The following is a 25,117-nucleotide window of genomic DNA, read 5'->3' as shown; positions in this document are numbered from 1 at the left end:
ATGTCCCGACTCGGAAGTCTCGGCGCCCGCCTCTACAACGGTGAGGTCGGTTACGACTTCGTCGCCAAGCGCAAGATCTGGTACGGCCTGTCGATCCTGATCACCATCACGGCCATCGTCGGCCTGGCGGTGCGCGGCCTGGTCATGGGCATCGAGTTCGAGGGCGGCGCCGTCTTCACGACGGCCAAGACGGGCGTCTCCGTCACCCAGGTCCAGGAGGACGCCGAGAAGGCCTCCGGGCACGACGCGATCGTCCAGGAGCTCGGCAACGGCGGCATGCGTATCCAGATCAGTGGTCTGGACACCACCAGCGCCACGCCGGTCAAGGACGAGCTCGCGAAGGACCTCGGCGTCAAGCCGGGCGACATCACCTCCGAGCTGGTCGGCCCCAGCTGGGGTGAGCAGATCGCCAACAAGGCCTGGACCGGCCTCGCGATCTTCATGGTGCTGGTGGTCATCTACCTCGCCATCGCCTTCGAGTGGCGCATGGCCCTGGCCGCCCTGATCGCCCTGATCCACGACCTCACGATCACCGTCGGTGTGTACGCACTGGTCGGCTTCGAGGTCACACCGGGCACCGTGATCGGTCTGCTGACGATCCTTGGTTACTCCCTCTACGACACCGTCGTCGTCTTCGACGGTCTCAAGGAGGGGTCGAAGGACATCACCAAGCAGACGCGCTGGACATACAGCGAGATCGCCAACCGCAGCCTCAACGGCACCCTGGTGCGTTCCATCAACACCACCGTCGTCGCGCTGCTCCCGGTGGCGGGCCTCCTGTTCATCGGCGGCGGCGTGCTGGGCGCGGGCATGCTCAACGACATCTCGCTCTCGCTCTTCGTCGGCCTGGCGGCCGGTGCGTACTCCTCGATCTTCATCGCCACTCCGCTCGTCGCCGACCTGAAGGAACGCGACCCGCAGATCAAGGCCCTGAAGAAGCGCGTGCTGGCCAAGCGGGCATCCGCAGCGGCACGGGGCGAGTCGACGGAGGCCGACGACGTCACCGGCGAGCCGCAGGACCGGTTCCCGGACGACGCCGCGCCCGCCGGCGCGGTCGTCGGCCAGCGTCCGGCCGACCGGGGCCGCCCCGGCCGCGGAAGGGCGTCGGGCAAGCGGCGATGACGACAACCACGCAGGAGCTCCTGCTCAGCCGCATCCGGGACGTACCGGACTATCCGAAGCCGGGCGTGATGTTCAAGGACATCACCCCGCTGCTCGCGGACCCGGTGGCGTTCACGGCGCTGACCGACGCCCTCGCGGAGCTGTGCGTACGCTGCGGCGCCACGAAGATCGTCGGTCTGGAGGCGCGCGGCTTCATCCTGGCCGCGCCGGTCGCCGTCCGCGCCGGCCTCGGCTTCATCCCCGTACGCAAGGCGGGGAAGCTGCCGGGTGCGACGCTGAAGCAGGCGTACGAGCTGGAGTACGGCACCGCCGAGATCGAGATCCACGCCGAGGACCTGGCCGACGGAGACCGCGTCATCGTCATCGACGACGTCCTCGCCACCGGCGGCACCGCCGAGGCATCGCTGGAGCTCATCCGGCGGGCCGGCGCCGAGGTCGTCGGGGTCGCGGTGCTCATGGAGCTCGGATTCCTCGGCGGCCGAGACCGCCTGGAACCGGCGCTCCGGGGCGCTCCGCTGGAGGCCTTGATCACGGTCTGACCAGCACGGCTGTACGTGAGGGGCGGGTCCCGGAGGAATTCCGGGGCCCGCCTTTCGCGTTGGCCCAGGTATCAGGCCCGGGGCGAACCGGAAGCCAGGCATCGTTACCATGGGCTTTCCGGGCCTGACCGGGGGACCCGGACCCGCACGAGGAGCGCTCTTGCCAGACGAGGCCCAGCCACTGCCCCCCAGCTCCCGTCCGGGGGACCCCGCAGCCGCGCAGCCCGACCAGCAGCAGGCCGCCAAGGCCGCGGCGAGCCCCGCCACGCCCGCGGCGAACCCGCCGGCCCCGCCCGCCAAGCGCGGGACCCCCGGCAGCGGCCCGCCTGCCAACGCGGCGAAGAGCGGCGCTCCGGAGGGCAGCGGTACTCCGGCGGGCAGCGGCGCTCCCGCCAAGAGCGGAACCCCCGCCAAGAACCCCGAGCCCAGCGGCAAGCCGAAGACCGCCCCCGAGCGGGCCGGCGGCCCGACGCCGCCCGTTTCCGCGCCCAAGCCGGCCCAGGGTTCCACTCCGCGCACCGGCAGCGGCTCCTCCAACCGTGTACGGGCCAGGCTTGCCCGGCTGGGCGTACAGCGCTCCAGCCCGTACAACCCGGTCCTCGAACCGCTGCTGCGGGCCGTGCGCAGCAACGACCCGAAGATCGAGACGTCGACGCTGCGCCAGATCGAGCGCGCCTACCAGGTAGCCGAGCGCTGGCACCGGGGCCAGAAGCGCAAGAGCGGCGACCCGTACATCACGCACCCGCTCGCCGTGACGACGATCCTCGCCGAGCTCGGCATGGACCCGGCCACCCTGATGGCGGGGCTGCTCCACGACACCGTCGAGGACACCGAATACGGCCTGGACACCCTGCGCCGCGACTTCGGCGACCAGGTCGCCCTGCTCGTCGACGGAGTCACCAAGCTCGACAAGGTCAAGTTCGGCGAGGCCGCGCAGGCCGAGACCGTACGCAAAATGGTCGTCGCCATGGCCAAGGACCCCCGCGTCCTGGTCATCAAGCTCGCCGACCGCCTGCACAACATGCGCACCATGCGTTACCTCAAGCGGGAGAAGCAGGAGAAGAAGGCCCGCGAGACGCTCGAGATCTACGCGCCCCTGGCTCACCGCCTGGGCATGAACACCATCAAGTGGGAACTGGAGGACCTCGCCTTCGCGATCCTCTACCCCAAGATGTACGACGAGATCGTGCGGCTCGTCGCCGAGCGCGCGCCCAAGCGCGACGAATACCTCGCCATAGTGACCGACGAGGTCCAGTCCGACCTGCGCGCCGCCCGCATCAAGGCCACCGTCACCGGCCGGCCGAAGCACTACTACAGCGTCTACCAGAAGATGATCGTCCGCGGCCGTGACTTCGCGGAGATCTACGACCTGGTGGGGATTCGTGTACTTGTCGACACGGTCCGCGACTGTTACGCCGCCCTCGGCACGGTGCACGCGCGATGGAACCCGGTCCCCGGCCGGTTCAAGGACTACATCGCGATGCCGAAGTTCAACATGTACCAGTCGCTGCACACGACGGTCATCGGGCCCAGCGGCAAGCCCGTCGAGCTCCAGATCCGTACGTTCGACATGCACCGCCGCGCCGAGTACGGCATCGCCGCCCACTGGAAGTACAAGCAGGAAGCCGTCGCCGGCGCCTCCAAGGTGCGTACCGACATCCCCAAGAACACCGGACGCGGCCAGGACACCGTCAACGACATGGCGTGGCTGCGCCAGCTCCTGGACTGGCAGAAGGAGACCGAGGACCCCAGCGAGTTCCTGGAGTCGCTGCGCTTCGACCTCTCCCGCAACGAGGTCTTCGTCTTCACGCCCAAGGGCGACGTCATAGCGCTGCCGGCCGGCGCCACACCCGTCGACTTCGCGTACGCCGTCCACACCGAGGTCGGCCACCGGACCATAGGAGCGCGGGTCAACGGGCGGCTCGTACCGCTCGAATCGACCCTCGACAACGGCGACCTGGTGGAGGTCTTCACCTCCAAGGCGGCCGGCGCGGGCCCGTCCCGCGACTGGCTCGGCTTCGTCAAGTCGCCGCGCGCCCGCAACAAGATCCGCGCCTGGTTCTCCAAGGAGCGCCGCGACGAGGCCATAGAGCAGGGCAAGGACGCCATCGCGCGGGCCATGCGCAAGCAGAACCTGCCGATCCAGCGCATCCTCACCGGCGACTCCCTCGTCACCCTCGCGCACGAGATGCGCTACAGCGACATCTCCTCGCTGTACGCCGCGATCGGCGAGGGCCACGTCACCGCGCAGAGCATCGTCCAGAAACTGGTGCAGGCGCTCGGCGGCGAGGAGGCCGCCACCGAGGACATCGCCGAGACCTCGCCGCCCTCCCACGGGCGCGGCAAGCGACGCGCGAACACCGACCCCGGTGTCGTCGTCAAGGGCGTCGAGGACGTGTGGGTCAAACTGGCGCGCTGCTGTACGCCGGTCCCCGGCGATCCCATCATCGGCTTCGTCACCCGCGGCAGCGGCGTATCGGTGCACCGCGCCGACTGCGTCAACATCGACTCCCTGTCGAAGGAGCCGGAGCGCATCCTCGACGTCGAGTGGGCGCCGACCCAGTCCTCGGTCTTCCTGGTCGCCATCCAGGTCGAGGCGCTGGACCGCTCCCGGCTGCTGTCGGACGTCACCCGCGTCCTGTCCGACCAGCACGTCAACATCCTGTCCGCCGCCGTCCAGACGTCCCGCGACCGGGTGGCCACCTCACGCTTCACCTTCGAGATGGGCGACCCCAAGCACCTGGGCCACGTCCTGAAGGCGGTGCGCGGCGTGGAGGGCGTGTACGACGTCTACCGCGTCACCTCGGCCCGCCGGCCGTAATGCGCTACGCACGAGGCCCCGGTACGGAAATCCGTACCGGGGCCTCGCGCGTCGAAAGAAGCTCAGCCGCCGAACTCCTCCAGGCCCTTCAGCGCCTGGTCCAGCAGCGCCTGCCGGCCTTCGAGCTCGCGGGCGAGCTTGTCGGCCCTGGCGTTGTTGCCCGACGCGCGCGCCGTGTCGATCTGGCCGCGCAGCTTGTCGACCGCGTCCTGGAGTTGGCCCGTCAGACCCGCGGCGCGGGCGCGCGCCTCAGGGTTCGTACGGCGCCACTCGTTCTCCTCGGTCTCCTGGAGCGCCCGCTCCACCGCGTGCATCCGGCCCTCCACCTTCGGGCGGGCGTCGCGCGGCACGTGGCCGATGGCCTCCCAGCGCTCGTTGATGGAACGGAACGCGGCCCTGGCCGCCTTCAGGTCCTTCACCGGCACCAGCTTCTCGGCCTCGACGGCGAGCTCCTCCTTGAGCTTGAGGTTCTCGGACTGCTCGGCGTCGCGCTCCGCGAACACCGCGCTGCGCGCCGCGAAGAAGACGTCCTGGGCGCCGCGGAAACGGTTCCACAGGTCGTCCTCGGCCTCGCGCTGGGCGCGGCCCGCGGCCTTCCACTCGGTCATCAGGTCGCGGTACCGCGCGGCCGTCGTGGGCCAGTCGGTGGAGGCCGAAAGGCTCTCCGCCTCCGCGACCAGCTTCTCCTTGGCCTTGCGAGCCTCCTCGCGCTGGGCGTCCAGCGAGGCGAAGTGGGCCTTGCGCCGCTTGGAGAACGCCGAGCGGGCGTGCGAGAAGCGGTGCCACAGCTCGTCGTCGGACTTGCGGTCGAGCCTCGCCAGGCCCTTCCAGATGTCCACGAGCGCCCGCAGCCGCTCACCGGCCGAGCGCCACTGTTCGCTCTGGGCCAGCTCCTCGGCCTCGACGACCAGCGCCTCCTTGGCGTGCTTCGCCTCGTCGGTCTGCTTCGCCTTCTCGGCCTTGCGCTCCTCGCGGCGCGCCTCGACCGTCGCCACCAGCGCGTCGAGGCGCTTGCTCAGCGCGTCGAGGTCACCGACCGCGTGGTGCTCGTCGACCTGCTGACGCAGGTGGTCGATCGCGGCCTGGGCGTCCTTGGCCGACAGGTCGGTGGTCTTCACCCGCCGCTCGAGGAGGCCGATCTCGACAACCAGGCCCTCGTACTTGCGCTCGAAGTAGGCCAGGGCCTCCTCGGGAGAGCCCGCCTGCCAGGAACCGACGACCTTCTCGCCATCGGCCGTACGCACGTACACGGTGCCGGTCTCATCGACGCGGCCCCACGGGTCGCTGCTCACAGCGCCTCCTCCACATGATGCCTGCGAGGGGCTGTTCACCCCCGGGCATCGTCCACAGTTTCTTTCGCGGGGCCACAGGCGCCCTGCACACCGCCAACATAGGCGAACGGCAGGGCGGCTGTCCGCATCCCGCACTTCCGGATTTACTTGGTGACGGTCGCCTTGTCGATGACGACAGTGGCATTCGGCGCCCCGTCGCCCTGACCGGTCGCCTCACCCGCTCCAGCGATCTTCTTCAGCACGTCCTGACCACCCTTGATGGTGCCGAACGGTGTGTAGTTGGGCGGCAACTTGCTGTCCTGGTAGACGAGGAAGAACTGACTGCCGCCCGTCCCCGGACCCGCGTTCGCCATCGCGACCGTGCCCGCCGGGTAGACGCCGCCCTTGAGCTTCGGGTCCTTCAGGTTCTCGTCCGGCAGCTTGTAGCCGGGCGTACCCGAACCCTGCGCCGTGGGGTCGCCGCACTGCAGGACGTAGATGCCGCTCGTCGTCAGGCGGTGGCACTTCGTGTGGTCGAAGTAGCCCTTGCCGGCGAGGAAGTTGAAGGAGTTCACCGTGCGCGGGGCCTTCGCCGCGTCGAGTCCGAGCGTGATGTCGCCGCAGGTGGTCTGCAGCTTCATCGTGTACGACGCGGACTTGTCGATGGAGAGCGCGGGCTCCTTCTTGTACGACAGCTTCTTGACCGACCCCGGGGCGGGCTTCTCGCAGGGGTCGGGCGCCTTCGAGGGCGTGGAGCTGGGCGTCGCGTCGGCGACGGTGTCGTCCTTGTCGTCGCCGCCCAGCGCGCCCGTGGCGAACGCCGTCGCCCCCGCCGCGAGCACCACGGCGAGCGCCGAGGCGATCACGGCGTTGCGGCGGCGCCCCTTGCGCCGGTTCTCGGCGCGGCGCTGCTGCTGGCGTTCGAACTTTTCCCGGGCGAGCTGCCGCCGCCGCTGATCGCTGCTGACCACCGGTGTTCTCCTCGTACGTCTCGTCTGTCACTGCTGTCCGGCCGAGCCGAGCTTGCCCGTACCGTATATGGGTTCGTTGTGCGTTGAGCGGCGCCGGTAGGCTCTGATCTGCTGCAACCGATCGCAGCATCTCCCGCCGGACGACATATTGAGGACGATCGTGCTTATTGCCGGGTTCCCCGCCGGGGCCTGGGGGACCAACTGTTACCTGGTCGCCCCCGCCGCGGGCGAGGAGTGCGTGATCATCGACCCGGGCCACCAGGCCACCGCGGGCGTCGAGGAAGCGCTCGCGAAGCATCGCCTCAAGCCCGTCGCGGTCGTCCTCACCCACGGCCACATCGACCACGTCGCGTCGGTCGTCCCGGTGTGCGGAGCGCACGACGTACCGGCCTGGATCCACCCCGCCGACCGGTACATGATGAGCGACCCCGAGAAGGCTCTCGGCCGCTCGATCGGCATGCCGCTGATGGGTGAGCTGACCGTGGGCGAGCCCGACGACGTCAAAGAGCTGGCGGACGGCGTGGAGCTGAAGCTCGCGGGTCTCGGCTTCACCGTCTCGCACGCGCCCGGCCATACCAAGGGGTCGGTGACCTTCAGGCTGCCCGAGCAGGCCGACATCCCGTCGGTCTTCTTCTCGGGCGACCTGCTGTTCGCCGGCTCCGTCGGACGCACCGACCTGCCCGGCGGCGACCACGCCGAGATGCTCGAGTCGCTGGCCCGCGTGTGCCTGCCGCTCGACGACTCGACCGTGGTGCTGTCCGGCCACGGCTCCCAGACGACCATCGGCCGTGAGCGCGCCACCAACCCGTATCTGAACGGGCTGGCCGCCGCTCCCCGACGAGGAATGTGACGAGACAAGTCCCCATGAGCACCTTCAAGGCCCCCAAGGGCACGTACGACCTGGTCCCGCCGGACTCCGCGAAGTTCCTGGCGGTCCGCGAGGCGATCTCCGCGCCGCTGCGCAACTCCGGCTACGGCTACATCGAGACGCCCGGCTTCGAGGACGTGGCCCTCTTCTCGCGCGGTGTCGGTGAGTCCACCGACATCGTCAGCAAGGAGATGTACGCCTTCGAGACCAAGGGCGGTGACAAGCTGGCGCTGCGCCCCGAAGGCACCGCGTCCGTGCTGCGCGCGGCCCTGGAGGCCAGCCTGCACAAGAGCGGCAACCTGCCGGTCAAGCTCTGGTACTCCGGCTCGTACTACCGCTACGAGCGCCCGCAGAAGGGCCGCTACCGCCACTTCTCGCAGGTCGGCGCCGAGGCGATCGGCGCCGAGGACCCGGCGCTGGACGCCGAGCTGATCATCCTGGCGGACCAGGCGTACCGCTCGCTGGGCCTGTCGCAGTTCCGCATCCTGCTGAACTCGCTGGGCGACAAGGAGTGCCGGCCGGTCTACCGGGAGGCGCTCCAGGGCTTCCTGCGCGATCTCGACCTGGACGAGGACACCCGCCGTCGCATCGAGATCAACCCGCTGCGGGTACTCGACGACAAGCGCGCCGAGGTGCAGAAGCAGCTGGTCGGCGCGCCGATGCTGCGCGACTACCTGTGCGACGCGTGCAAGGCGTACCACGAGCAGGTGCGCGAGCTGCTGAACGCGGCGGGCGTCGCCTACGAGGACGACGAGAAGCTGGTGCGCGGCCTCGACTACTACACGCGCACCACGTTCGAGTTCGTCCACGACGGTCTCGGCTCGCAGTCCGCGGTGGGCGGCGGCGGCCGCTACGACGGCCTGTCCGAGATGATCGGCGGCCCCGCGCTGCCGTCCGTCGGCTGGGCGCTCGGCGTGGACCGTACGGTGCTGGCGCTGGAGGCGGAGGGCGTAGAGCTCGACCTGCCCGCCACCACCAGCGTGTACGCGGTGCCGCTCGGCGAAGAGGCGCGCCGCGTCCTGTTCGGTACGGTCACCGAGCTGCGCCGGGCGGGCGTGGCGGCCGACTTCGCGTACGGCGGCAAGGGCCTCAAGGGCGCCATGAAGAACGCCAACCGCTCGGGCGCCCGCTACACGATCGTCGCCGGCGAGCGGGACCTGGCCGACGGCCAGGTACAGCTGAAGGACATGGAGACGGGCGAGCAGGTGGCGGTGGCCCTGGACGAGATCACCGCCGAGATCCAGCGCCGCCTGGCCTGAGTCCCGCACACCGCAGGGCCTGACCGCCCAGAGGGAGGGTCAGGCCCTGCGGTGTGCCCGTGGGAGCGCCCGGCCCGACGCCCGCTCGCACAGTTGCTCGTACGGTCAACTCTGTGGGCGCGGATTCGCCCTGGCGGACCGCGCCGGTCGCGGACAGCCCGGCACGGGCCCTCCCGCGCCGGTCACGGCGATGCCGGGGCGAACGCGGCGGGACGTTCGTGCGTACCTCCTTATGTCCATCGAACGGTGGACACGGGTGGCGGTGCGGCAGAATGGCCCTGTCCGGCAGCCCACTCAGCGACGGAACGGCGATATGACGACTGCAGCGGTAGACGACCGCACCTCCAACGGTGCGCAGGAAGGCCCGAAGGGCACGACCGGCAGCGGCCGTCCCTTCGCCCTGCTGCTGGTGATCACGGGTCTGGCCGGGCTGCTGGCCTCCTGGGTCATCACGATCGACAAGATCAAGCTCCTCGAGGACCCGGGCTTCGAACCGGGTTGCAGCCTCAACCCCATCGTCGCGTGCGGCAACATCATGAAGAGCGAGCAGGCCTCGGCCTTCGGGTTCCCCAACCCGATGCTGGGCCTCGTGACTTACGCGATGGTCGTCGCCATCGGCGTGGGCCTGCTGGCCGGGGCGCGCTACCGCAGCTGGTTCTGGCTCGGTCTGAACGCCGGCACTCTCTTCGGCGTCGGGTTCTGCACCTGGCTCCAGTACCAGTCGCTGTACAACATCGGCTCGCTGTGCCTGTGGTGCTGCCTGGCCTGGGTCGCCACCATCGTGATGTTCTGCTACGTCACCACGCACAACGTCAAGCACCGGATTCTGCCGGCGCCCCGCGGACTGCGCAGCGCCCTGGTGGAGTTCCACTGGGTGCCGCCGGTCATGTGGATCGGCATCATCGGCATGCTGATCCTGACCCGCTGGTGGACCTTCTGGACGACCGGCTCGAACTGAGCCGTCCGGGAGCCGGCGGCGTTGTCAGTGGGCTGGCATACGCTTCATGCGTGGAGCCAGACCTGTTCACCGCAGCCGCGGAAGACCGCCAGCTCAAGGATCCGTCCAGCAGCCCCTTGGCCGTACGGATGCGCCCGCGCACCCTCGACGAGGTCGTCGGCCAGCAGCATCTGCTGAAGCCGGGGGCCCCGCTGCGCCGGCTGGTCGGTGAGGGCAGCGGCGGCCCCGCCGGACCGTCCTCGGTGCTTCTCTGGGGTCCGCCCGGCATCGGAAAGACGACCCTGGCGTACGTGGTCAGCCTCGCGACCCAGAAGCGTTTCGTCGAGCTCTCCGCGATCACCGCCGGGGTGAAGGAAGTGCGGGCCGTCATCGACGGCGCCCGCCGCGCCTCCGGTGGCTACGGCAAGGAGACGGTCCTCTTCCTCGACGAGATCCACCGCTTCAGCAAGGCCCAGCAGGACTCGCTGCTGCCCGCCGTCGAGAACCGCTGGGTCACGCTCATCGCCGCGACCACCGAGAATCCGTACTTCTCGATCATTTCTCCCCTTCTTTCCCGCTCCCTCCTGCTCACGCTGGAATCGCTGACCGACGACGATCTGCGGTCCCTGGTGCACCGTGCCCTCACCGAGGAGCGGGGTCTCGGCGGCGCGGTCACGCTCTCCGACGACGCCGAGGGTCATCTGCTGCGGATCGCGGGCGGTGACGCCCGGCGCGCGCTCACCGCGCTGGAAGCGGCCGCCGGAGCGGCCATCTCCAAGGGGGAGGAGGAGATCACCCTCACGACGGTCGAGGAGACGGTCGACCGCGCGGCGGTGAAGTACGACCGTGACGGCGACCAGCACTACGACGTAGCGAGCGCCCTCATCAAGTCCATCCGCGGCTCGGACGTGGACGCCGCTCTGCACTATCTGGCCCGCATGATCGAGGCGGGCGAGGACCCCCGGTTCATCGCCCGGCGGCTCATGATCTCGGCGAGTGAGGACATCGGCCTCGCCGACCCGACCGCGCTGCCCACGGCCGTCGCCGCAGCCCAGGCCGTGGCCATGATCGGCTTCCCGGAGGCCGCTCTCACCTTGAGCCACGCCACGATCGCGCTGGCCCTCGCACCCAAGTCCAACGCCGCGACGAACGCGATCTCCGCCGCCCAGGCCGACGTACGGAAGGGAATGGCCGGCCCGGTCCCGGCCCACCTGCGCGACGGCCACTACAAGGGCGCCGCCAAGCTCGGCCACGCGCAGGGCTATGTGTACCCGCACGACGTTCCCGGCGCGATCGCCGCCCAGCAGTACGCTCCGGAAGCCGTGCAGGGCCGTCATTACTACGAACCCACGCGCTACGGAGCGGAAGCCCGTTACGCCGACGTCGTCGAGAAGGTGCGCGGCCGGCTGCGCGGCGACGGCCAGTCCGAAGCCCGGCCTTGACCCGCCGGCCGCTTCAGTGCGCGGCCGCCTCGAAGAGCTGATGCATGGCGCGGTGCAGACCGACGATGTCGCGCACCGGTTCGCGGAAGTCGAACCGCGCGTCGAAGACGCGTCCGTCCGCGCCGCCGCTGAAGCGCACCCGCAGCCCGAACCGGTCCAGCGCCACAGGCACGGCACCGGCCCCGGCGGCCCGGTCGCCCACCAGGCCGTTGCACAACTCACGCACCTGGTCACCGTGCGCCGCGTGCAGATGCTGGAGCAGCTCGGCCTCGTGTTCGACGAGCGGATCGGCGGCCGCCGCCGCGAACGCCTCGGCATCGACCGTCCCCGTGCCCCACAGATCGTCCACGCGCGCCTCGCCGACCTCGAGCCGCAGCAGCATGTGCCCGGGCTCCGCCACACCGCGTACGCAGGTGAGCCAGCCGGAGACCCAGGCGCGGCCCCGGATACGGTTGGGGACGGACACCGGTGCGACGTCCGTGACCTCCAGCACCACGGGCAGTTCGTCGTCCTGTGCGTGCGTGGCGGCCCGTACGACCGGAGAATCCGCGGGAAAGACCAGCAGCACCTCACCGTCGGGGCCGACGCTCCGTTCCTCGGGCACGAGCTGCTCGGGCCGTGCCAGCACAGGACCGGGGAGAAGCACTACCGCGGAGCAGGTACTCTGTACGAGAGTTCGTGTGCGCTCGGCTGCTGACGGCATCCGTGCGATTTCAAGTCCGCTGGGACGCGGCTGACCACGATCTGATCGGACCTCCGTCGCGTCGACACTTTTGATGTCGGCCTTCTTTGTGTTGTCCGTGACGTGACTGGTGTTCCCCGGACGAGACATGCGATCTCCTTGAGTAAGGTGAGCCTAACCTAACCTACAACGGAGGTCTGGAGAACGTGCCTAACCAGTCGCGTCCCAAGGTCAAGAAGTCCCGTGCGCTCGGCATCGCGCTGACGCCGAAGGCTGTCAAGTACTTCGAGGCCCGCCCCTACCCGCCGGGCGAGCACGGCCGTGGGCGCAAGCAGAACTCGGACTACAAGGTCCGTCTGCTCGAGAAGCAGCGTCTGCGCGCGCAGTACGACATCAGCGAGAAGCAGATGGCCCGCGCCTACGACCGCGCCAAGAAGGCCGAAGGCAAGACCGGCGAGGCCCTGGTCATCGAGCTCGAGCGCCGCCTCGACGCCCTCATCCTTCGTTCGGGCATCGCCCGTACGATCTACCAGGCCCGTCAGATGGTCGTCCACGGCCACATCGAGGTCAACGGTGGCAAGGTCGACAAGCCGTCGTTCCGCGTCCGTCCCGACGACGTCGTGATGGTCCGCGAGCGCAGCCGCGAGAAGCACCCCTTCCAGGTTGCCCGCGAGGGTGGCTACGACACCGACGGTGAGACGCCGCGCTACCTCCAGGTGAACCTGAAGGCCCTGGCCTTCCGCCTGGACCGCGACCCGAACCGCAAGGAAATCCCGGTCATCTGCGACGAGCAGCTCGTCGTCGAGTACTACGCCCGCTGATCCAGCGGCCGCAGTAGTAGTCCGGCAAGCGCCTCAGCCCGTCGTCTCCTCGTTCCGTACGGAACGGGAGGCGGCGGGCTCGCGCGTGCTCGGGGCACTGTTCCGGGGAGCCACGGACGCGGCGCGCGGCTGCGGCGGCGCGGGCACCGTGCGAGGCGGCCCTTCGAGCGCCCTGGCCACCGCCGTGTCCAGCCCCAGCGAGGCACCCTCGCAGCGGAACGTCTCGTACCGGCCGTCTCCGAGCCGCTCCCGTGCCTGCTTCTCGCACAGCGCGTGCGGCGCGTTGTAGTACGCCGAACCGAACAGCGGCAGCCCCACCGACGGCCAGATCCGCTCGGCCGCTCCCTGGAGCACGGCCGCCTCCGCCGGATCGCCGGCGTCCAGCGTGACCAGCGCCAGCAGCTCGAGGGCCAGCACCACACCGAGCAGATCGTTGAAGGCGTGGTCGATCGCGAGGCACTCCACCAGCAGTTCCCGGGCCCGGTCCGGCCGGCCGTTCGTACGTTCCGCATAGGCCCGGACGTACAGCGCGTACGCGAGGGCCCAGCGCTCCCCGTGGTCCTCGCAGACCTCCGTGACCTCCTCGCAGATCGCGACCGCCTGCGCCAGATCGCCCCGGAAGGCCACCGCCATCGCCAGCTCGATCTGCCCCATCAGCACATTGCTGTTGAGCTCGCCGATCTCCGCGTAGCGCGCGAGGGCCTCCCGGAGCAGCTCCTCGGCGCGCGGCATGTCGTCGGAGACCAGCGCGAGGCAGCCCGACCGGTGCACGGCGTACGCCGACGCCAGAGCGTTGGCGCTCAGCTCGGCGCCCTCGCGGCACTCCTGGAGGGCGGCGAGCGCGCCGATCGCGTCGCCCTGCAGGACGGCCACGTAGCCCAGCACCCACAGTGCCTTCAGCCGATGCGCCTCGTGCTCGCTCTCGTACTCCAGTACGTGGTCCAGCCAGTGCCGCCCCTCCGACAGACGCCCGCAGCCGACCCAGTAGAACCACAGCGTGCCCGCCAGGTACTGGCCCAGGTGCACATCCCGCGGATGCTCCAGCGAATACTCCATCGCCCGGCGCAGATTGGGCAGTTCGCTGTCGACGCGGGCCGCCACCTCGGCCTGCCGGGGGCTGAACCAGTCCAGCTCGCACCAGGTCGCGAGCCCCAGGTACCAGTCGCGGTGCCTGCGCCGCACGCGCTCGGCGTCGCCGGTGGCCGCCAGCCAGTCGGCGCCGTACTCCCGGACGGTGTCGAGCATCCGGTAGCGGACGCCCGTCGCGGTGTCCTCGCGGATCACGACGGACTGCGAGATCAGATCGGTGAGTACGTCAAGCACGCTGTCGTCCGGGAATTCGGTGCCGCCGCACACGTACTCGGCCGCCTCCAGGTCGAACTGCCCCGCGAACACGGAAAGCCGCGCCCACAGCAGCCGCTGCTCCGGCGTGCACAGCTCGTGGCTCCAGCCGATCGCGGTACGCAGCGTCTGGTGGCGGGGAAGGGCGCCACGGGTGGAGCCGGTCAGCAGCCGGAAACGGTTGTCGAGCCGGTCGAGCACCTGCTCGACGGAGAGGGCCTTCAGCCGCCCCGCCGCCAGTTCCAGGGCGAGCGGAATCCCGTCCAGCCGACGGCACAGCTCGTGCACGGCGCCGCTGTTGGCGTCCGTCAGCCGGAAGCCGGGCTGCCCGGCGGCGGCCCGGTCGGTGAAGAGCCGTACCGCGTCCGGATCCGGCATCGGCGGCAGGGGAAAGGACTGTTCGCCGTCGACGCACAGCGGCAGCCGCCCTGTGGCCAGCACGGTCAGCCCCGGAGCGTGCCGCAGCAGCTCCCTGACGAGCCCGGCCACGGCGTCGACCAGATGCTCGAAGCCGTCGAGTACGAGCAGCAGCCTGCGCGCCGCGAGATGCTCCAGCAGCACACTGCGCGGCGGCTTGCTGGTGTGGTCGGTCAGCCCCAGCGCCTCGGCGACCGCGTGCTCCAGCAGACCTGGGTCGGTGAGCGCGGACAGCTCGGCGAGCCGGACCCCGTCGAAGTACCGTTCCTGCAGGTCGCAGGCGGCGCGCAGGGCGAATCGTGTCTTGCCGACGCCGCCGACCCCCGTCACGGTGACCAGCCGGGCGTCCTCCAGCAGCGGGCCGATCTCCGCGAGTTCCGTACGGCGCCCGACGAACGGGTTCAGCTCTGCCGGGAGGCTGCTGTGAGCGGGGGAGTGGGACACCGGAGGGGGAGTGCGTCGCATAGGACACGGAGCGTACCGATCCGTAAGCACTCCGTACAATCAGGCCGGACGGCTTCCGCTCCTCGCGCCCGTAATGCGGTACGGACCCTGAGTCCCGGCGCGATAGGCTCGCAGAACGACTTTTCTCGACGGCAGGGAGCGGTGCAAAGTGTCCGGTGGAGAGGTGGCCGGCATCCTGGTGGCCGTCTTCTGGGCGATCCTGGTCTCCTTCCTCGCCGTGGTTCTGGTGAGGCTGGCCCAGACGCTCAGGGCGACGACCAAACTCGTCGCGGACGTGACCGAACAGGCCGTCCCGCTGCTGGCGGACGCCTCCGCGACCGTACGGTCCGCGCAGACCCAGCTCGACCGGGTCGACGCCATCGCGACGGACGTCCAGGAAGTCACCTCCAACGCGTCCGCGCTCTCGACGACCGTCGCGTCGACCTTCGGCGGCCCGCTCGTCAAGGTCGCCGCCTTCGGGTACGGCGTACGCCGGGCGCTCGGCCGCGACAAGGACGCCCCGGCGGAGCAGCCGTCGCGTCGCACTGTGATCGCCGGCCGGACCGTGCCGTCCGCCCGGCGCCGGAAGCGGAAGGGCTGAAGCCGCAATGTTCCGCCGTACGTTCTGGTTCACCGCCGGCGCCGCAGCCGGTGTGTGGGCCACCACCAAGGTCAACCGCAAGCTCAAGCAGCTGACGCCCGAGAGCCTCGCCGCGCAGGCCGCCGACAAGGCGGTCGAAGCAGGTCACCGGCTCAAGGACTTCGCGCTCGACGTCAAGGCGGGCATGGCGCAGCGCGAAGCCGAACTGGGCGACGCCCTCGGCCTCGAAGAGCGGAACGCCCCCAAAGTCATCGAGCACCGACGCGTCGCCGCTCTCGACCACAACAAGCATTCGTACAACCGGAATGAGGACCACTGATGGAGTCGGCTGAAATCCGCCGCCGCTGGCTGCGCTTCTTCGAGGAGCGCGGACACAACGTCGTGCCTTCGGCGTCGCTCATCGCGGACGACCCGACCCTGCTGCTGGTCCCTGCGGGCATGGTGCCCTTCAAGCCGTACTTCCTCGGCGAGGTCAAGCCGCCCGCCCCGCGCGTCACCAGCGTGCAGAAGTGCGTGCGTACGCCGGACATCGAAGAGGTCGGCAAGACCACCCGCCACGGCACGTTCTTCCAGATGTGCGGCAACTTCTCGTTCGGCGACTACTTCAAGGAAGGCGCCATCGAGTTCGCCTGGGAGCTGCTGACCAGCTCCGTGGCGGACGGCGGGTACGGCCTCGACCCCGAGCGGCTGTGGATCACGGTCTACCTCGACGACGACGAGGCCGAGCAGATCTGGCGCGACAAGATCGGCGTACCGGCCGAGCGGATCCAGCGCCTGGGCAAGAAGGACAACTTCTGGTCCATGGGCGTGCCCGGACCGTGCGGCCCGTGCTCGGAGATCAACTACGACCGTGGCCCGGCCTTCGGCGTCGAGGGCGGCCCGGCCGTCAACGACGAGCGGTACGTGGAGATCTGGAACCTGGTCTTCATGCAGTACGAGCGGGGTGCCGGCGACGGCAAGGAAGACTTCCCGATCCTTGGTGACCTGCCGTCGAAGAACATCGACACCGGCCTCGGCCTCGAGCGCCTGGCGATGATCCTCCAGGACGTACAGAACCTGTACGAGATCGACACCTCGATGGTGGTCATCGAGAAGGCCACCGAGCTGACCGGTGTCCAGTACGGCGTCGATCACGCCTCGGACGTCTCGCTGCGCGTCGTCACCGACCACATGCGTACGTCGGTGATGCTCATCGGCGACGGCGTCAGCCCCGGCAACGAGGGCCGTGGTTACGTCCTTCGCCGCATCATGCGCCGCGCCATCCGCAACATGCGCCTTCTGGGCGCCACCGGTCCCGTCGTCGCCGAGCTCGTCGACACCGTGATCACGTCGATGGGCCAGCAGTACCCGGAGCTCCTGACCGAGCGCAAGCGCATCGAGACCGTGGCCCTCGCCGAGGAGGCCGCGTTCGTGAAGGCCCTCAAGGGCGGCACGAACATCCTCGACACGGCCGTGACGGAGACCAAGGCCGCCGGCGGCAAGGTCCTCGCCGGCGACAAGGCGTTCCTGCTCCACGACACGTGGGGCTTCCCGATCGACCTCACCCTGGAGATGGCCGCCGAACAGGGCCTGTCCGTGGACGAGGACGGTTTCCGCCGCCTGATGAAGGAGCAGCGCGACCGGGCCAAGGCCGACGCCAGGGCCAAGAAGACCGGTCACGCCGACGTCTCCGCCTACCGCGAGGTCGCCGACAACTCCGGCACCACCGAGTTCACCGGCTACACCCACACCGAGGGCGAGTCGACCATCGTCGGCCTGCTCGTCGACGGTCTGCCCTCCCCGGCCGCCACCGAGGGCGACGAGGTCGAGGTCGTCCTCGACCGCACGCCCTTCTACGCCGAGGGCGGCGGCCAGCAGGCCGACACCGGTCGCATCAAGCTGGACACGGGCGCCATCATCCAGGTGCGCGACGTACAGCAGCCGGTCCCGGGCGTCTCCGTCCACAAGGGCTCGGTCCAGGTCGGCGAGGTGACCGTGGGCGCCTCCGCGTACGCCGCCATCGACCTCAAGCGCCGCCGCGCCATCGCCCGCGCCCACAGCGCCACGCACCTGACGCACCAGGCGCTGCGCGACGCGCTCGGCCCGACGGCCGCCCAGGCCGGTTCGGAGAACTCGCCGGGCCGCTTCCGCTTCGACTTCGGCTCGCCGAACGCCGTACCGGGCACCGTCCTCACCGACGTGGAGCACAAGATCAACAACGTGCTCGCCCGTGAACTCGACGTCCAGGCCGAGGTCATGTCGATCGACGACGCCAAGAAGCAGGGCGCCATCGCGGAGTTCGGCGAGAAGTACGGCGAGCGCGTGCGCGTCGTGACCATCGGCGACTTCTCCAAGGAGCTGTGCGGCGGTACGCACGTCCACAACACCGCCCAGCTGGGTCTGGTGAAGCTGCTCGGCGAGTCGTCGATCGGCTCGGGCGTGCGGCGCATCGAGGCCCTGGTGGGCGTGGACGCGTACAACTTCCTGGCTCGTGAGCACACGGTCGTCGCCCAGCTCCAGGAGCTGGTCAAGGGCCGTCCGGAGGAGCTGCCGGAGAAGATCTCCGGGATGCTCGCCAAGCTCAAGGACGCCGAGAAGGAGATCGAGAAGTTCCGTGCGGAGAAGGTCCTGCAGGCCGCCGCCGGCCTCGCCTCCGGCGCCAAGGACGTGCGGGGCGTCGCGGTCGTCACCGGCCAGGTGCCGGACGGCACTTCGGCGGACGACCTGCGCAGGCTGGTCCTGGACGTACGCGGCCGCATCCCGTCCGACCGCCCGACGGTGGTGGCGCTCTTCACCACCGCCAACGGCCGCCCGCTGACCGTCATCGCCACCAACGAGGCCGCCCGTGAGCGCGGTCTCAAGGCCGGCGACCTGGTCCGTACGGCCGCCAAGACCCTCGGCGGCGGCGGTGGCGGCAAGCCGGACGTCGCCCAGGGCGGCGGCCAGAACCCGGAGGCCATCGGCGACGCCGTGGCCGCCGTCGAGCGCGCTGTCGGCGAGAGCGCCTGATGCGACGCGGCCGTCGCCTCGCGATCGACGTCGGAGACGCCCGGATCGGGGTCGCCTCGTGCGACCCCGACGGGGTGCTGGCCACGCCGGTGGAGACCGTGCCGGGACGTGACGTCCCGGCCGCCCACCGGCGGCTGAGGCAGCTCGTAGAGGAGTACGAACCGATAGAGGTCGTGGTCGGCCTTCCTCGCTCCCTCAACGGGGGCGAGGGGCCGGCGGCGGTCAAGGTCCGCATTTTCGCCCAGGAGCTCGCTCGCGGCATCGCGCCCGTTCCGGTGCGGCTCGTGGACGAGAGGATGACCACAGTGACGGCCAGTCAGGGCCTGCGCGCTTCGGGCGTGAAGTCCAAGAAGGGCAGGTCTGTGATCGACCAAGCGGCCGCAATTGTCATCCTTCAGAACGCTTTGGAGGCCGAACGGGTCTCCGGCAATCCCCCGGGCGAGGGCGTCGAAGTGGTTGTCTGATCGCGATACGGTAACGTTCCGCGCGATGCGGCGGTGTTCGAACAGCCACCGCACAAAGAAGAGGCGGAACGGATGCCGTGCCCCACGCGCGAAGCAGCCGCCGCCTCGCGGCACACTATGGGGTTTCATGACTGAGTACGGCCGGGGCGCAGGCCACGAACCGTGGCATCCCGAGGACCCGTTGTACGGGGACCAGGGATGGGCAGGACAGCAGGCCGCGCACGGCGGCCGGCAGGGTCCGTACGACGGCCAGCCGCAGCACTACCAGCAGGAGCCGCAGCAACAGCCGTACTACGACGGCCAGCAGCAACCCGGGTACGCGGACCAGCAGCAGTACGGCGACAACGCCGGCTGGGACACGGGCGGGTACCAGCCTCAGTACCAGGCCCAGGAGCCGGTGCCGTACGGCATGAACCCTGCGCCCGACGCCTACGCCGGCCAGCAGCCCGCCTACGGTGCCCCCGAGACCGACTACTACGCCGCGCCCGACGCGTACCCCCCGCCCCAGCCCCCGAACCAGCGCCACGCCCCGGAGCCGGAACAGGCCCCCGAGTGGGAGCCGGAGCCCGAAGAGCGCGAGGAGCACCCGTTCTTCACGGGCGCCGACGACCACGACGACGGCGATCCGCGCGAGTCGCGCAGGGGCCGGGGCAGCGACCGCCGCGGCGGAAAGTCCAAAAAGAAGAAGAGCCGCAACGGCACGGCATGCCTCTTCGTCACGGTGGTCCTGGCCGGCGGTGTGGGCGGCGTCGGTTACTTCGGCTACCAGTTCTACCAAAGCAAGTTCGGTGCTCCTGAAGACTTCGCGGGCACCGGCACCGGGTCCGTCGAGATCGAGGTCCCCAGGGGTGCCGGCCTGGGCCAGATGGGCAGCATTCTGGCGAAGAAGGGTGTGGTCAAGAGCTCGGGGGCTTTCGTCTCGGCCGCGACCAGCAACCCCAAGGCCAAGGGAATCCAGCCCGGCGTCTACACCATGAAGAAGGAGATGTCCGCCCAGGCAGCCCTCGAGCTCATGATCAATCCGGCGAACCTGAATTCCCTCACCGTCGCGGAGGGCCAGCGGAACGTCTTGATCTACGAGAATATCGACAAGAAGCTGAGGGTCGACGTCGGTACGACCAGAGAGGTCGCCAAGGAGGAGTACAAGGACCTCGGGCTGCCCGAGTGGGCCAATGACAATCCGGATATCAAGGACCCGCTGGAAGGCTTCCTGTACCCGTCGCGTTACGACCTCGGCGGTAAATCCACGCCGAAGTCCGTGCTCAAGGAAATGGTGTCGCGGGCCAAGAACGAGTACGCGAAGACGGACCTCTCGGCGGAGGCCAAGAAACTCGGTCTTGAATCGCCGCTGCAGGTCATCACGGTGGCGAGCCTCGTGCAGGCGGAGGGCATCACACACGACGACTTCAGGAGGATGTCCGAAGTCGTCTACAACCGGCTCAAGCCGACGAACACGGACACGAACCAGAAGCTCGAATTCGACTCCGCCTTCAATTACTTGAAGAACGAGAGCAAGATCAATATCGCCACGAACGAAATCCGGAATTACGACGACCCGTACAACACGTACTTCTACCGCGGGTTGACTCCGGGGCCGATCGGAAACCCCGGTAACGATGCGCTGAAGGCCGCGCTGGACCCGGACAATGGCGGCTGGCTGTACTTCGTGTCCGTGGACGGAAAGACCACGAAGTTCACCAAGAACCTGACCGAGCACAACAAGCTGGTAGCCGAGTTCAATGAGCGGCAGGGCAACAATGGATGAGCGGACGCCGGCGCGACGGGCGGCGGTCCTCGGCTCGCCCATCGCCCACTCGCTCTCACCGGTGCTCCACCGCGCCGCGTACGAGGCACTCGGCCTCGCCCACTGGTCGTACGACCGCTTCGAAGTGGACGAGACCGGGCTCGCCGGCTTCTTCGCCGAGCTGGACTCGTCCTGGGCCGGCCTGTCCCTGACCATGCCGCTCAAGCGGGCCGTCATCCCGCTGCTCGACGAGATCAGCGACACGGCGGCGTCCGTGGAGGCGGTCAACACCGTCGTCTTCACCGAGGACGGCCGACGCCTCGGTGACAACACCGACATCCCCGGGATGATCGCCGCCCTGCACGAGCGCGGCGTCGAGAAGGTCGACTCCGCCGCCATCCTCGGCGCCGGCGCCACCGCCTCGTCCGCGCTCGCCGCTCTCTCCCGCCTGTGCGCCGGCCCGGTCACCGCGTACGTCCGCAGCTCCGCCCGCGCGGATGAGATGCGGCAGTGGGGCGAGCGGCTCGAAGTCGACGTACGCGTCGCCGACTGGGCGGAAGCGGCGCGGGCGTTCGACGCCCCGCTCGTCATCGCCACGACCCCGGCCGGCACCACGGACGCCCTCGCCCAGGCCGTGCCCGACCGCCCCGGCACCCTCTTCGACGTCCTGTACGAGCCCTGGCCGACCGCACTCGCCGCCGCCTGGTCCGCGCGCGGTGGCGCGGTCGTAGGCGGCCTCGACCTGCTCGTACACCAGGCCGTTCTCCAAGTGGAGCAGATGACGGGCTGCGCCACCGCGCCGCTCGCCGTCATGCGCGCCGCCGGCGAGAGCGCACTCGCCGCCCCGTAGGAGCCGCGGATTCCTGTCGGACCGGCTCCGTAATGCGCTCGGCTCGGCCGTTCTTCTCCTGCTGCTGACGTACGGCGCTCCCGGGCTGTGGCGTCGGACAGCGGCGCCCACGGACCGAGCCGACGCGTCCCACGCAGTGAGCGGGCCGTCCGTCTGATGGACCGGCGGCCGGGTCGGGGGCCCGGTCGTGGGAGGATCAGGGGTGGCGGGCCAGGGCCGCGCACCCGGTCGCGCCGTCGCAGTTCCAGGCGCGAGCATGAGGAGCACCGTTGAGCAGGTTGCGCTGGCTGACCGCGGGGGAATCCCACGGCCCCGCACTCGTAGCGACGCTGGAGGGCCTTCCCTCCGGTGTCCCCGTCACCACGGAGATGGTGGCGGACGCGCTCGCCCGGCGGCGCCTCGGCTATGGGCGCGGCGCGCGGATGAAGTTCGAGAAGGACGAAGTGACCTTCCTCGGCGGCGTACGGCACGGCCTGACCATGGGCGGACCCGTCGCGATCATGGTGGGCAACACCGAGTGGCCCAAGTGGGAGCAGGTCATGTCGGCCGACCCCGTGGACCCCGAGGAGCTGGCCAAGCTGGCGCGCAACGCGCCGCTGACCCGCCCCCGTCCCGGGCACGCCGACCTCGCGGGGATGCAGAAGTACGCGCTCGACGAGGCCCGGCCGGTCCTGGAGCGCGCCAGCGCGCGTGAGACCGCCGCCCGCGTGGCGCTGGGTACCGTCGCCCGGTCGTACCTGAAGCAGACCACCGGCGTCGAGATCGTGTCGCACGTCGTGGAGCTGGCCGCGGCCAAGGCCCCGTACGGCGTGCTGCCCGTGCCCGCCGACGAGGCGAAGCTCGACGAGGACCCCGTGCGCTGCCTGGACGCCGACGCGTCGAAGGCGATGGTGGCCGAGATCGACCAGGCCCACAAGGACGGCGACACGCTCGGTGGCGTGGTCGAGGTACTGGCGTACAACGTGCCCGTCGGGCTCGGGTCGTTCGTGCACTGGGACCGCCGGCTCGACGCGCGGCTCGCCGCCGCGCTGATGGGCATCCAGGCGATCAAGGGCGTCGAGGTCGGCGACGGTTTCGACCTGGCCCGAGTGCCGGGCAGCAAGGCGCACGACGAGATCGTGCCCACCGCCGAAGGTGTACGTCGTACCACCGGGCGCGCCGGCGGTACCGAGGGCGGCATGTCCACCGGTGAGCTGCTGCGCGTACGGGCCGCCATGAAGCCCATCGCCACCGTGCCGCGCGCCCTCGCCACCATCGACACCGCCACCGGCGAGGTCGCCGCCGCGCACCACCAGCGTTCCGACGTGTGCGCCGTCCCGGCGGCCGGGATCGTGGCCGAGGCCATGGTCGCGCTCGTCCTCGCGGACGCCGTCGCGGAGAAGTTCGGCGGCGACAGCGTGGGCGAGACCCGGCGCAACGTGCAGAGCTACCTCGACACCCTGGTCGTACGGTGAGCGGGACAGGCGGGCCGGTCGTCGTACTGGTCGGGCCCATGGGGGTCGGCAAGTCCACCGTCGGCGCGCTCCTCGCGGAGCGGCTGGGCGTGGCGTACCGGGACACCGACGCCGACATCGTCGCGGCCGACGGCCGGCCCATCGCCGAGATCTTCGTCGACGAGGGCGAGGCTCACTTCCGTGAGCTGGAGCGGCAGGCCGTCGGGGCCGCCCTCGCCGAGCACACGGGCGTACTCGCCCTCGGCGGCGGCGCGGTCCTCGACGACAGCACGCGCGCGGCCCTGGCCGGGCTGCCCGTCGTCTGCCTCTCCATGAACGTGACCGAGGCGATCAAGCGCGTCGGACTCAACACCGCCCGCCCGCTGCTCGCCGTCAACCCGCGCCAGCAGTGGAAGCAGCTGATGGAAGCGCGCCGGCATCTGTACGCCGTGGTGGCCGACGCGGTCGTCGAGACGGACGACCGCACCCCCGAAGAGGTCGCCCAGGCGGTCCTCGACGCACTCGAATTGAAGGAAGCATGACGGAGCAGGCAGTCACCCGTATCCAGATCGGCGGCAGCGAGGGCGCGGAGCCCTACGAGGTGCTGGTCGGCCGGCAGCTGCTCGGTGAGCTTCCCGGGCTGATCGGCGACCGGGCCCAGCGCGTCGCCGTCCTGCACCCCGAGGCGCTCGCCGGCACCGGTGAGACGATCCGTGAGGACCTCGCGGCCCAGGGCTACGAGGTCATCGCGATCCAGCTGCCGAACGCCGAGGAGTCGAAGACCGTAGAGGTCGCGGCGTACTGCTGGAAGGCGCTCGGGCAGACCAACTTCACGCGTACGGACGTCATCGTCGGCGTGGGCGGCGGGGCCACCACCGACGTGGCCGGATTCGTCGCGGCCACCTGGCTGCGCGGAGTGCGCTGGATCGCCGTACCGACGACCGTGCTCGGCATGGTCGACGCGGCCGTCGGCGGCAAGACGGGCATCAACACCGCCGAGGGCAAGAACCTCGTCGGCGCCTTCCACCCGCCGGCCGGTGTGCTGTGCGACCTGGCGGCGCTGGACTCCCTGCCGGTCAACGACTACATCAGCGGTCTCGCCGAGATCATCAAGGCGGGCTTCATCGCGGACCCGGTGATCCTCGACCTGATTGAGGAGGACCCGGCGGCGGCCCGCACGCCCGAGGGGCCGCGCACCGCCGAGCTGATCGAGCGCGCGATCCGGGTCAAGGCCGACGTCGTGTCGAGCGACCTGAAGGAGTCGGGTCTGCGCGAGATCCTGAACTACGGTCACACGCTCGCGCACGCCATCGAGAAGAACGAGCGCTACAACTGGCGTCACGGCGCGGCTGTGTCGATCGGCATGGTCTTCGCCGCCGAACTCGGGCGTCTCGCGGGCCGTCTCGACGACGCGACCGCCGACCGGCACCGCGCGGTGCTGGAGTCGGTCGGGCTGCCGCTGACCTACCGGGGTGACCAGTGGCCCAAGCTGCTGGAGACCATGAAGGTCGACAAGAAGTCGCGCGGCAACGTGCTGCGCTTCATCGTCCTCGACGGGCTCGCCAAGCCGACCGTGCTGGAAGGCCCCGACCCGGCGGTGCTGTTGGCGGCGTACGGCGAGGTGTCCAAGTGACGCGGGTGACACGGCGGGTGCTGGTGCTCAACGGGCCCAACCTCGGCCGTCTCGGCTCGCGCGAGCCCGACGTGTACGGCGCCACGTCGTACGCGGGGCTGGTGGAGGAGTGCGGACGGCTCGGCAAGGAACTGGGCTTCGACGTCGACGTACGCGAGACGAACGACGAGGGAGAGATGATCCGCTGGCTCCACGAGGCCGCGGACGGGTCAATTCCGGTCGTTCTCAACCCAGGTGCGTTCACGCATTATTCGTACGGAATGAGGGACGCGGCGGCCCAGCGCACCGCGCCGCTCATCGAGGTGCACATCTCGAACCCGTACACACGCGAGGAATTCCGGCACACCTCGGTGGTCGCCGCCGTCGCCAGCGGTACGGTCGCGGGCTTCGGGATCGGCTCGTACCGGCTCGCCCTTCGCGCCCTCGCCGAGGAACTCGACGGCTGAGCGGGCACTCTGTACCTGCCCCC

Annotated in this window: 22 protein-coding genes; 18 read left to right on the top strand and 4 right to left on the bottom strand. The window is 70.0% G+C overall.

Going from position 1 to position 25,117, the window contains the following annotated elements; all coding sequences use genetic code 11:
- From secF to AC1P0E_RS04805, 3 genes are all read left to right on the top strand, one after another.
- Window positions 1-1,122, top strand: a complete 1,122-nt coding sequence (secF, locus tag AC1P0E_RS04815; RefSeq protein ID WP_482740898.1) for a protein translocase subunit SecF — start codon at window positions 1-3, stop codon at window positions 1,120-1,122.
- Window positions 1,119-1,661 carry an adenine phosphoribosyltransferase gene (locus tag AC1P0E_RS04810; protein WP_482740897.1) on the top strand — a complete coding sequence of 181 codons (543 nt, stop codon included), beginning with the start codon at window positions 1,119-1,121 and terminating at the stop codon, window positions 1,659-1,661. Before secF ends, AC1P0E_RS04810 begins: the two co-directional genes overlap by 4 nt.
- A gap of 160 nt (window positions 1,662-1,821) precedes the next feature.
- A complete protein-coding gene (locus tag AC1P0E_RS04805) occupies window positions 1,822-4,482 on the top strand; it encodes a RelA/SpoT family protein (protein WP_482740896.1) in 2,661 nt (886 codons plus the stop codon).
- A 62-nt stretch (window positions 4,483-4,544) separates the two neighbouring features.
- On the opposite strand, the gene AC1P0E_RS04800 is transcribed toward AC1P0E_RS04805, so the two are convergent.
- Together AC1P0E_RS04800 and AC1P0E_RS04795 are read right to left on the bottom strand one after the other, a co-directional pair.
- Window positions 4,545-5,774: a DUF349 domain-containing protein gene (locus AC1P0E_RS04800; protein WP_482740895.1), complete on the bottom strand. Its 1,230-nt coding sequence runs from the start codon at window positions 5,772-5,774 to the stop codon at window positions 4,545-4,547.
- 143 nt (window positions 5,775-5,917) lie between these two features.
- Window positions 5,918-6,724: a peptidylprolyl isomerase gene (locus AC1P0E_RS04795; RefSeq protein WP_482740894.1), complete on the bottom strand. Its 807-nt coding sequence runs from the start codon at window positions 6,722-6,724 to the stop codon at window positions 5,918-5,920.
- Between the two features lie 160 nt (window positions 6,725-6,884).
- Here AC1P0E_RS04795 and AC1P0E_RS04790 point away from each other — a divergent pair, with 160 nt between their 5' ends.
- The 4 genes from AC1P0E_RS04790 (at window position 6,885) to AC1P0E_RS04775 (ending at window position 11,230) form a co-directional block, all read left to right on the top strand.
- On the top strand, window positions 6,885-7,574 hold the full coding sequence (locus AC1P0E_RS04790; protein ID WP_482740893.1) for an MBL fold metallo-hydrolase: 690 nt from the start codon (window positions 6,885-6,887) through the stop codon (window positions 7,572-7,574).
- A 14-nt stretch (window positions 7,575-7,588) separates the two neighbouring features.
- Window positions 7,589-8,851, top strand: coding sequence for a histidine--tRNA ligase (gene hisS, locus AC1P0E_RS04785; protein ID WP_482740892.1), 1,263 nt, complete (start codon window positions 7,589-7,591; stop codon window positions 8,849-8,851).
- Window positions 8,852-9,164: 313 nt separating this feature from the next.
- Window positions 9,165-9,809, top strand: a complete 645-nt coding sequence (locus tag AC1P0E_RS04780) for a vitamin K epoxide reductase family protein (protein WP_482740891.1) — start codon at window positions 9,165-9,167, stop codon at window positions 9,807-9,809.
- A 50-nt stretch (window positions 9,810-9,859) separates the two neighbouring features.
- Complete coding sequence (locus AC1P0E_RS04775) at window positions 9,860-11,230, top strand: replication-associated recombination protein A (protein ID WP_482740890.1); 1,371 nt, start codon at window positions 9,860-9,862, stop codon at window positions 11,228-11,230.
- A gap of 13 nt (window positions 11,231-11,243) precedes the next feature.
- On the opposite strand, the gene AC1P0E_RS04770 is transcribed toward AC1P0E_RS04775, so the two are convergent.
- Window positions 11,244-11,933: a DUF2470 domain-containing protein gene (locus AC1P0E_RS04770; RefSeq protein ID WP_482740889.1), complete on the bottom strand. Its 690-nt coding sequence runs from the start codon at window positions 11,931-11,933 to the stop codon at window positions 11,244-11,246.
- Window positions 11,934-12,118: 185 nt separating this feature from the next.
- On the opposite strand from AC1P0E_RS04770, the gene rpsD reads away from it, so the two are divergent.
- Window positions 12,119-12,733, top strand: a complete 615-nt coding sequence (gene rpsD / locus AC1P0E_RS04765) for a 30S ribosomal protein S4 (RefSeq protein ID WP_028814090.1) — start codon at window positions 12,119-12,121, stop codon at window positions 12,731-12,733.
- A 33-nt stretch (window positions 12,734-12,766) separates the two neighbouring features.
- On the opposite strand, the gene AC1P0E_RS04760 is transcribed toward rpsD, so the two are convergent.
- Entirely contained in the window at window positions 12,767-14,956 is a 2,190-nt protein-coding gene (locus AC1P0E_RS04760; RefSeq protein WP_482740888.1) for an ATP-binding protein, read from the bottom strand.
- A 148-nt stretch (window positions 14,957-15,104) separates the two neighbouring features.
- Between AC1P0E_RS04760 and AC1P0E_RS04755 the strand changes: the two genes are divergently transcribed.
- The 10 genes from AC1P0E_RS04755 (at window position 15,105) to AC1P0E_RS04710 (ending at window position 25,094) form a co-directional block, all read left to right on the top strand.
- Window positions 15,105-15,536: a DUF948 domain-containing protein gene (locus AC1P0E_RS04755; protein WP_482740887.1), complete on the top strand. Its 432-nt coding sequence runs from the start codon at window positions 15,105-15,107 to the stop codon at window positions 15,534-15,536.
- Window positions 15,537-15,543: 7 nt separating this feature from the next.
- Entirely contained in the window at window positions 15,544-15,855 is a 312-nt protein-coding gene (locus AC1P0E_RS04750; protein WP_482740886.1) for a DUF6167 family protein, read from the top strand.
- Window positions 15,855-18,524, top strand: a complete 2,670-nt coding sequence (gene alaS / locus AC1P0E_RS04745; protein WP_482740885.1) for an alanine--tRNA ligase — start codon at window positions 15,855-15,857, stop codon at window positions 18,522-18,524. Before AC1P0E_RS04750 ends, alaS begins: the two co-directional genes overlap by 1 nt.
- On the top strand, window positions 18,524-18,988 hold the full coding sequence (gene ruvX / locus AC1P0E_RS04740; protein ID WP_482740884.1) for a Holliday junction resolvase RuvX: 465 nt from the start codon (window positions 18,524-18,526) through the stop codon (window positions 18,986-18,988). Before alaS ends, ruvX begins: the two co-directional genes overlap by 1 nt.
- A 127-nt stretch (window positions 18,989-19,115) precedes the next feature.
- Window positions 19,116-20,753, top strand: coding sequence for an endolytic transglycosylase MltG (gene mltG, locus AC1P0E_RS04735; RefSeq protein ID WP_482740883.1), 1,638 nt, complete (start codon window positions 19,116-19,118; stop codon window positions 20,751-20,753).
- Window positions 20,746-21,582 (top strand): shikimate dehydrogenase, encoded by an 837-nt coding sequence (locus AC1P0E_RS04730; protein ID WP_482740882.1) that lies wholly within the window; start codon window positions 20,746-20,748, stop codon window positions 21,580-21,582. The genes mltG and AC1P0E_RS04730 overlap by 8 nt, the downstream gene beginning before the upstream one ends.
- 269 nt (window positions 21,583-21,851) lie before the next feature.
- Entirely contained in the window at window positions 21,852-23,036 is a 1,185-nt protein-coding gene (aroC, locus tag AC1P0E_RS04725) for a chorismate synthase (protein WP_482740881.1), read from the top strand.
- Window positions 23,037-23,074: 38 nt separating this feature from the next.
- A complete protein-coding gene (locus tag AC1P0E_RS04720; protein ID WP_482745652.1) occupies window positions 23,075-23,557 on the top strand; it encodes a shikimate kinase in 483 nt (160 codons plus the stop codon).
- On the top strand, window positions 23,554-24,648 hold the full coding sequence (gene aroB / locus AC1P0E_RS04715) for a 3-dehydroquinate synthase (protein ID WP_482740880.1): 1,095 nt from the start codon (window positions 23,554-23,556) through the stop codon (window positions 24,646-24,648). The genes AC1P0E_RS04720 and aroB overlap by 4 nt, the downstream gene beginning before the upstream one ends.
- 5 nt (window positions 24,649-24,653) lie before the next feature.
- Entirely contained in the window at window positions 24,654-25,094 is a 441-nt protein-coding gene (locus tag AC1P0E_RS04710; RefSeq protein ID WP_482745651.1) for a type II 3-dehydroquinate dehydratase, read from the top strand.
- The last annotated feature ends 23 nt before the right edge of the window (window positions 25,095-25,117 follow it).

This window comes from Streptomyces sp. TRD_SC_5 (assembly GCF_056836825.1).
The sequence above is the reverse complement of the archived record's forward strand: the minus strand, read 5'-3'. Positions and strand labels throughout refer to the sequence as shown.

What these genes read in the sequence shown, in the direction of transcription:
- AC1P0E_RS04720 (WP_482745652.1), top strand. Translation starts at nt 23,075, where the DNA reads ATGGGGGTCGGCAAGTCCACCGTCGGCGCGCTCCTCGCGGAGCGGCTG.
- secF (WP_482740898.1), top strand. Translation starts at nt 1, where the DNA reads ATGTCCCGACTCGGAAGTCTCGGCGCCCGCCTCTACAACGGTGAGGTC.
- hisS (WP_482740892.1), top strand. Translation starts at nt 7,589, where the DNA reads ATGAGCACCTTCAAGGCCCCCAAGGGCACGTACGACCTGGTCCCGCCG.
- aroB (WP_482740880.1), top strand. Translation starts at nt 23,554, where the DNA reads ATGACGGAGCAGGCAGTCACCCGTATCCAGATCGGCGGCAGCGAGGGC.
- AC1P0E_RS04730 (WP_482740882.1), top strand. Translation starts at nt 20,746, where the DNA reads ATGGATGAGCGGACGCCGGCGCGACGGGCGGCGGTCCTCGGCTCGCCC.
- AC1P0E_RS04770 (WP_482740889.1), bottom strand. Translation starts at nt 11,933, where the DNA reads ATGCCGTCAGCAGCCGAGCGCACACGAACTCTCGTACAGAGTACCTGC.
- AC1P0E_RS04810 (WP_482740897.1), top strand. Translation starts at nt 1,119, where the DNA reads ATGACGACAACCACGCAGGAGCTCCTGCTCAGCCGCATCCGGGACGTA.
- AC1P0E_RS04750 (WP_482740886.1), top strand. Translation starts at nt 15,544, where the DNA reads ATGTTCCGCCGTACGTTCTGGTTCACCGCCGGCGCCGCAGCCGGTGTG.
- AC1P0E_RS04780 (WP_482740891.1), top strand. Translation starts at nt 9,165, where the DNA reads ATGACGACTGCAGCGGTAGACGACCGCACCTCCAACGGTGCGCAGGAA.
- mltG (WP_482740883.1), top strand. Translation starts at nt 19,116, where the DNA reads ATGACTGAGTACGGCCGGGGCGCAGGCCACGAACCGTGGCATCCCGAG.
- alaS (WP_482740885.1), top strand. Translation starts at nt 15,855, where the DNA reads ATGGAGTCGGCTGAAATCCGCCGCCGCTGGCTGCGCTTCTTCGAGGAG.
- ruvX (WP_482740884.1), top strand. Translation starts at nt 18,524, where the DNA reads ATGCGACGCGGCCGTCGCCTCGCGATCGACGTCGGAGACGCCCGGATC.
- AC1P0E_RS04760 (WP_482740888.1), bottom strand. Translation starts at nt 14,956, where the DNA reads ATGCGACGCACTCCCCCTCCGGTGTCCCACTCCCCCGCTCACAGCAGC.